Origin of the sequence: Kitasatospora sp. NPDC088779 (genome assembly GCF_040685395.1) — a bacterium.
Lineage (GTDB): Bacteria > Actinomycetota > Actinomycetes > Streptomycetales > Streptomycetaceae > Kitasatospora.
This window is the reverse complement of sequence record NZ_JBFBHW010000048.1, coordinates 23,472-29,997: the sequence shown is the minus strand read 5'-3', so window position 1 is coordinate 29,997 and position 6,526 is coordinate 23,472. Positions and strand designations below refer to the sequence as shown.

Below are 6,526 nucleotides of genomic sequence, written 5' to 3'. Positions count from 1 at the left end.
CGGACCAGAGGTGGAAGGAGAACTGTTCCATGGCACGGCAGACAAGCACCCGCGACCTCAGTGAGGAGCGAGCCCGGCTGGTGGCTGCCCTGCTCCAACAACGCAGAGACTTGATCCGGATGCTCACCCGGCCTGAGGGGACCAGCGAGCCGGCCGAGATGCAGCGACAGCAGGAGCAGTTGGACCTCGTGGCCGCCCAACTGCGTGAGACCACGGCCGAGCTCGAGCATCGCATCGCCGTCGAGTCCAACGGCCCAGGCCTGAGGCCCCGTAACACCCGGGCACGACTCGCGGAGCGACAGCAGGCGGAGACGTGGCACCACAGGCGCGCCACTCCGCGCGGTGACCGAAGAGAGGAGGAAAGGTGCGAAATGGGATAGCGCTCTTCTCCTGGATCACCGGATCGTTGGGCTGTGTGAACGATCGCGAAACTCCGCGATCGTCGACAGCCGCACTAGCCCGCTGTGGGTACTTGCCTGCGCCAGACTTTGGCTCCTGGAAGGGCGGCTACACCGGCCGTGGATCTGGGTCATTGACGGTACCTGGGGCGAAGGGCCCGCAACGGCTGGGCACGCCATCAGTGGTGACACGCCCAGCCGCAGTCGTCAGTACCGGACCCCACCAGGCCAGGAAGGGAGCCTCAGACACGCCCTATCCGGGGACGCGGCCACGGCTTCCGCCAGCCACGGCGCCACCGCCACGATGGCCAGCCGAAACAACCGGCGGGGTGATCTTTCCCTGCTCCCTCAAGATCATTTTGCGGGCGTCGTCTGGGTCTCATCGAGGTTTCGCTCTCGGCATCTCCGCCAGAATCGACTGGATCGGTTGCTCGGCTTGGCCTCTCGCAACTCCATCGCAGCACCACCGCCGCAGACAAGGTCAGCCGGTCGAGGCCCCTGGGCAGCGACCCCGTGTGACCCCAGTGGCCTTGTCCAGCCCAGTCCCTGGCGGCGGTTTAACGGTCACGTCCCACCGACCCGCTGCGGTCGAGGAGTTCGTGGAGGCGTTCGGGGGGAAGGGTCGGATTGGCGGCCGCTCCTTCGGCGAGCTCCGGGTCGTCCAGGAGGGTTTCGACCAGGTCGAGGGGAAGTCGCGGATTCGAGGCCGCGGCCCGTCGGACTCGCATGTCCGCATCGCGCAGCAGGCCTACAGGAGGTAGACGGAGCCTGTGGTCGGCGGCAGCCAAGGCGCGGACCTGCGGGTCGGGGTGGCTGAGGAGATGGTCCAGCCCGGTTCGCGGAAGCCGCTGCAGGGTCAGCAGGTACGCACGTTGAGACGGCAGGGCGAGGAAGGCGCCGAGGACGATCGGGCCCGGCGCCAGCGGGTGGTTGAGGGCGAGCAGGTGGCGCACCTGCGGATCGGGATCGCCGGCCAGGCGCCGCACCGCTTCCTGCGGCAGCCGCGCGCAGGTCGCGGCCACCCGGCGCAGTACGGGTTCGTCGGAGCGAGCGCATTCCTGGTACCAGTGCGTCTGCGGTTCCAGGAACATCTCGCTGGCCCGGCCGATGCAGTCGGCCGTGTGGCCGAGGACCCGGTCGATGGCGGCGCACTGCGGCCAGGTCCGCGGCAGCGGGTGGAGCAGGGCGCGGGAGGGAACGGTGCTGTCCGGATCCTGGGCGAGTTCCGTCAGTACGGTCGCAGGCAGGATGCCAGCCCTCGCCGAGACTTGCTCGCGTACTTTCGGGTCACCATCGCGGGCGAGCCGCGCGACGATCGCGGCGGGGGTGTGGTGGTTGTGGGCCAGCGGCCGAAGGTCACGCCGCTCGGCGAGGCACCGCTCGGCCACGGTGACAGAGACGGCGTAGATGGTGAGCAGCTGGTTGCGGTGGTGGCTGTCGTGGTCGGGGAGTTCGGCCCGCATCGCCTCCGGGTCCAGGATCCGGTTTCGCTCGCGTGCCGCCTCGGCGACCCCGGTGACCGGGTCGGCCAGCAGCGCGCCACGTTCCGCTGGGGTGAGCATCGGCCACAGGGCGAGGGCCCCCGCCCGCAGCTCCGGGTTCGGATGACCGGCCAGGCCACGGCGAAACGACTGTGGGATCTCCCGGAGAATTCAAGCTCGGACCTGATCTCGTCCGCCGTCAGCAGCTGCTCCTCGCCTTCCTCATCCCATGCGGTCAGCAAGGTCTCCAAGGCCTCGTCGGGCAGCGCCTCGGCCGTTCCCAGGCGCGGGCGCGGGCCTGCGGCGAGGGCCGCGCGCACGAGGGTGTCGGGGTCCTGGGCGAGCCGTCCACGGAGATCCGCAGCGGCGTGCCGGTTCCGGGCGAAGGCCCGGCGGGCTGCCGGCTCGGGATGCGTGAGGGCGGCCTCGACGACCTCGGCGGGCAGCGCCCGGTCAGCGCACCGGACGGGCCACACGGCGCGCACCCGTGCCGACAGCAGGCGCAGCAGCACCTCGGACGGGGCCGCCGGATTGGCGGCGACACCGCGCAGCCAGAGCACAGGTAGGGGAAATGGACGCACCGGTTCATCGTGCCACCCGACCGGCACCCCGGACCGACCCGGGGCACCGAGCCCGGGCAGTGTCCCCGCCGTACCGCTCTCCGGACCGCACCACCTCGGCAAGGGGACGTGAGCACTGTGCCCAGGACGTCCCGATCCCTGTCTCCGGTCTCCGCACGCTCTTGACGCTGGCCGTGCCCTCAGAGGCCGGTTCATGCTCGGGTAGGTGACGGTGTCATGGGCGGCGGGGGCGTGTGGCGAAGAACGTCGCGCCCAAGGAACAGACGTTGGCCCACGACGGGTCGGCCTCAACCCGCCCTATGGCTGCGGTTCGCCTGGGTCCGTGGGCGGCGGTTCCACCGGTTCGACCGGCTTTTCGGGCTCAGTCTCACGGGGCGGCCCGGCTTCCAGAAGTTCCTCGCGGTAGGCGGCGTCAGCGCTGAAGGGGACGCGCGACTTCGGTTCGTGGAAGCCGTTGACGCACCCGCCGAGCCAGTTGCGGTTGATCCGCTCGACTGCCCTGGCCAGGGCGTCCTGCCACAGGTAGGGGGAGGCGCCGACGTCCTCCTCCGAGTCGTATGCGGAGGAGTGCGATGTCCACAGGGCGGTCAGTTCCTCGACGACGGATGCGTGCTGCCACCAGCACTGCCGGGGTAGTTGCTCGGTCGTCAGCTCGTAGGCGTCGGAAAGCCACAGGACCCAGTCCACGAACTCCGGCCACAGAGCAGCCGCCTGCTCGTCGTCCATCGACCGCCACAGCACCGGCACGCCGGGGGCCCGGTCGGACGGCCCGTGACCTTCGCTGCCTCCACCGGAGCCGCCGGCCGCGGGCTGACGTTCCTCCAGTGCGGCCAGGCGGACCGCGACCGACGCCAGCTCGGCGTTGATCGAAGCGAGTTCGTCAAACAGCGGGTCGAACGCGTCAGGCACCTGCGTCCACCTCCGGGTTGACCATGGCGAGTGCTTCCTTGGTGGCCGCGGCGATCTCGGCGGCCCGCGGGCCCTCGTGGGCCCGCACGAACCGCACCCTCGTCGCCGGGGTACGTCGATGAACCAGCAGACCCGTCCGCTCCTCGAGCATGCGGATGTCACTGGGCTCCAGCGCGGCCCGGCGCCGGACGGACAACGAGGAGGACACCCGGTCACCGTCGTCGGAAACGGACTCGGTGTCCTCGTCGAACTCTCCCACGAGCGCGGAGTATGCCTTGAGCTCCTGCTCGTCGGAGACACCACCGAGGATGATCTTGGCGGTGGCGGCGCCGAACAGCTTGCGCACACCCGTCTGCCCCCACCGCTCCTCCGCCTGCGCGAGGTTCTGCAACACCGCCGCAACGAAGATGTTCTGGGAGCCGCTGACGGACATGAAGCTCGGGATCTGCGGGAGCGGCGCCACATTCGCGAGCTCGTCCAGGAAACACCCCAGCGGAGGATCGAGCCGGCCGTTGGGCATCCGGGCGGCGACCTTCTTCGCCGTGTCAAGGATCGCCTGCACGAACGTCGCCAGGACCGGCGCCAGCGCGCTGCCTTCCTCCTCATCCCCGATCAGGAACAGGGTGCCCCCACCGCGCAACCACGCCTCGATGTCGAAGTTGCTCTCCCGCGGCGCGAAGATCCCGGCGACCCGCTCGTCGTACAGCGCGAGGAAGCTCTGCTCGGCGGTGCGCCACGACGCACTGCGCTCCTCCGGCGCTGCCGCGTGCTGGGCCGCCAGCGCCCGCGAGAGTGCCACCTTTCCCCGCCGGGCGAGGATGTCCACCGCCTCCCGCTCCGCTGGCGAGGTCGCCCACCTCAGGATGTCCAGCGCACTGCGCCCGTCGAGGGCGGCCGCATGCAGCCAGCACGTGATGAGCATCTTCGCGTTCATCACGAAGTAGCCGCCGTTTTTGGTGCCCTCATCACTCTTGGTGGAGGCTGTCAGGGTTTCGGCACGGCGTCGGGCGATCTGGAAGTCCTCGCAGCCGTCGGTCAGCGGCCACGCGAGCTGGTAAGGCCAACCGGACAGGCCCGTGGCGTCCAAGGCCATGACCTTGCCATGGCGCTCACGCAGCTTCGCAGCCGAGAAGAGGACATCAGTCTTGCTGGAGGTCGCGAGAACGGTGCCCTGGAAGTCCAGAACCGCGGGCAGGATGAACTGACTGGTCTTGCCCTCGCGCGGCGGCGCGATGATCAGCAGGCTCTCCTCGATCGTCAGCCACAGCGGAATCTGCGCCGGGTCGGCGGTCCCGCAGAACACTGCGACCTCACGCACGTCTACCGTGCCGGCCGCCGCCTTCGACAGGCTCGGGCGCAGCGACGGCACCCGGCTCAGTGCCTTCGTCTCGCCCATGGCGGTCTCGAGCTGTTTACGGGTTGCCAGGCCGTCCGATCCGTCGGCCAGGCGCCGCTGCCAGCGCAGCCACAGGGCCTTGGCGATATAGAAGGCGCCGGCACACTCGCCGGCGAACAGCCCCCAGAAGGGGACCGGTCCGCCCACACCCGAGCCTGCGGGAAAGGCCGCCGCCGGCTCGGCGAAGTGGATGAACACCCCGGCCGACGCTGCGCCCGCTTGGGTCCAGGCAATCCGGGCCGGTCGGTGGTGGGCAGGGATGCCGGACAGGAACGCGGCAAGCCAGGTGAGGGCGGACAGGACGACGAGTCCGATGATGAGGCTGATCCACCAGGTGTCCCGGCCCAGGCGCAGTCGCGTGGCTGTGATCGGGGAGGCCACTTTGTTCATGCTCATGCGGCGCGGCCCTTGTGGAGGGCGATGAGGGGCGCCTCTGAGCCGTTGGTGAACTCACGGCGTTTCTCGCTCATCCGACTGTTGGTGTTCGTGAGCCGGACCTCGGTGGTGGAGCGGATGTGCTGGACCAGGGATATTCGTCCGCCGACCTGCCAGACCGCTCGGCCGGGCGCGCAGACGTTGGCGCCGTCGACGATGGCCTCCCGGGCCCAGACGGGGAGCTGCAGGTAGTCGGCGGTCGCGTCCGCGTCGGACTTGTCGAGGTGGTAGATCACCCGGGTGGCGGTGAGTTTGAGGATGGCCATCGCCTCGGGGGATTCGTCGACGTCCACGTCGCTGAGGTGGTGGATCACTCCCACGAACGACAGTCCCAGGCGGCGGCCGTAGCGGACGAACTCTTCGAAGAGGCGGGCCACCGGCCGGTGGCTGAGGATGTGCCAGGCCTCCTCGACGATCAAGGTGCGCTTGATTCGGTCGCCCGGGCGGATCCAGCCGAACCGCAGCCACGGCCCGATCACGGACATCAGCAGTGGCATCGCCACGCCCTCGCGTGGAAGACGGGTCAGGTCGAAGACGATGAGCCGTGCGTCGAGATCGATGCCGTCGGTCGTCGGCCCGTCGAACAGGCCGGCCAGGTCACGGGAGGGGGAGCACAGCTCATCCATGACCAGTGACGCGGGGCGTCCCCAGCGTCCGAGCTCCGCCGCGGGCACGGTCTTTCTCCCGAGCTCGGCGGGCTCCGGGGCGGTGAGCGCGTTCAGCACGTCCGAGAGCACAGGCACCCGGTCTGCGGTTGCCGCCGTGGCGACGGCCGCCTGGTGGGCTATGGAGAGGGCGAAGCGGGTCTCCGCGGTCATCTCCCCGTCGATGATCTCGATCATCGAGCAGAGGATCTTGAACTGGTGCTCGGAGGGGATGCGGCGATCGAGCGGGTTGATCCGCACCGCCCCGGCCTCGCCACCACCACCGTAGACCAGCCGGATCGGCACAATGCCCAGCGCCCGGGCGATCGGGTCCCACTCGCCGACCCCGTCCTCGCCCTGCGCGTCCAGGACGGCGAAGGCCCGGTCCTGGAAGCGCAACTGACGCAGCACGTAGCACTTCTCCAGGGCGCTCTTGCCGTAGCCGCTCTTGCCCAAGATGAGGATGTGGCCACTGGGCAGCCGCTCGCGCGCCGAAGGGTCATACAACACGAACGGGTCGTAGATGAACGCCTTTCCGGAGTACATCTCCCGCCCGACGATCACCCCGCGCGGGTCGCCTGTCGGCGCGCCGACCGCCGGGTACAGACCACAGGCCTGCGCCGTGGTCGTCCGCAGAGCCCTGCGGCGGGTCTGCCGCTGGGGCCGGAGCATCTCCAGCATC

4 protein-coding genes are annotated in these 6,526 nt (G+C 69.7%); all 4 read right to left on the bottom strand.

Features of this window, described 5'->3' with window-relative positions; translation table 11 throughout:
• Positions 1–955: 955 nt before the first annotated feature.
• On the bottom strand, positions 956–1,960 hold the full coding sequence (locus AB0P03_RS32340) for a hypothetical protein (protein WP_363632180.1): 1,005 nt from the start codon (positions 1,958–1,960) through the stop codon (positions 956–958).
• 797 nt (positions 1,961–2,757) lie between these two features.
• Entirely contained in the window at positions 2,758–3,369 is a 612-nt protein-coding gene (locus AB0P03_RS32335) for a hypothetical protein (protein ID WP_363632179.1), read from the bottom strand.
• On the bottom strand, positions 3,362–5,161 hold the full coding sequence (locus AB0P03_RS32330; protein ID WP_363632177.1) for a TraM recognition domain-containing protein: 1,800 nt from the start codon (positions 5,159–5,161) through the stop codon (positions 3,362–3,364). The genes AB0P03_RS32335 and AB0P03_RS32330 overlap by 8 nt, the downstream gene beginning before the upstream one ends.
• Positions 5,158–6,525, bottom strand: coding sequence for an ATP/GTP-binding protein (locus AB0P03_RS32325; protein WP_363632175.1), 1,368 nt, complete (start codon positions 6,523–6,525; stop codon positions 5,158–5,160). The genes AB0P03_RS32330 and AB0P03_RS32325 overlap by 4 nt, the downstream gene beginning before the upstream one ends.
• Position 6,526: the final 1 nt, after the last annotated feature.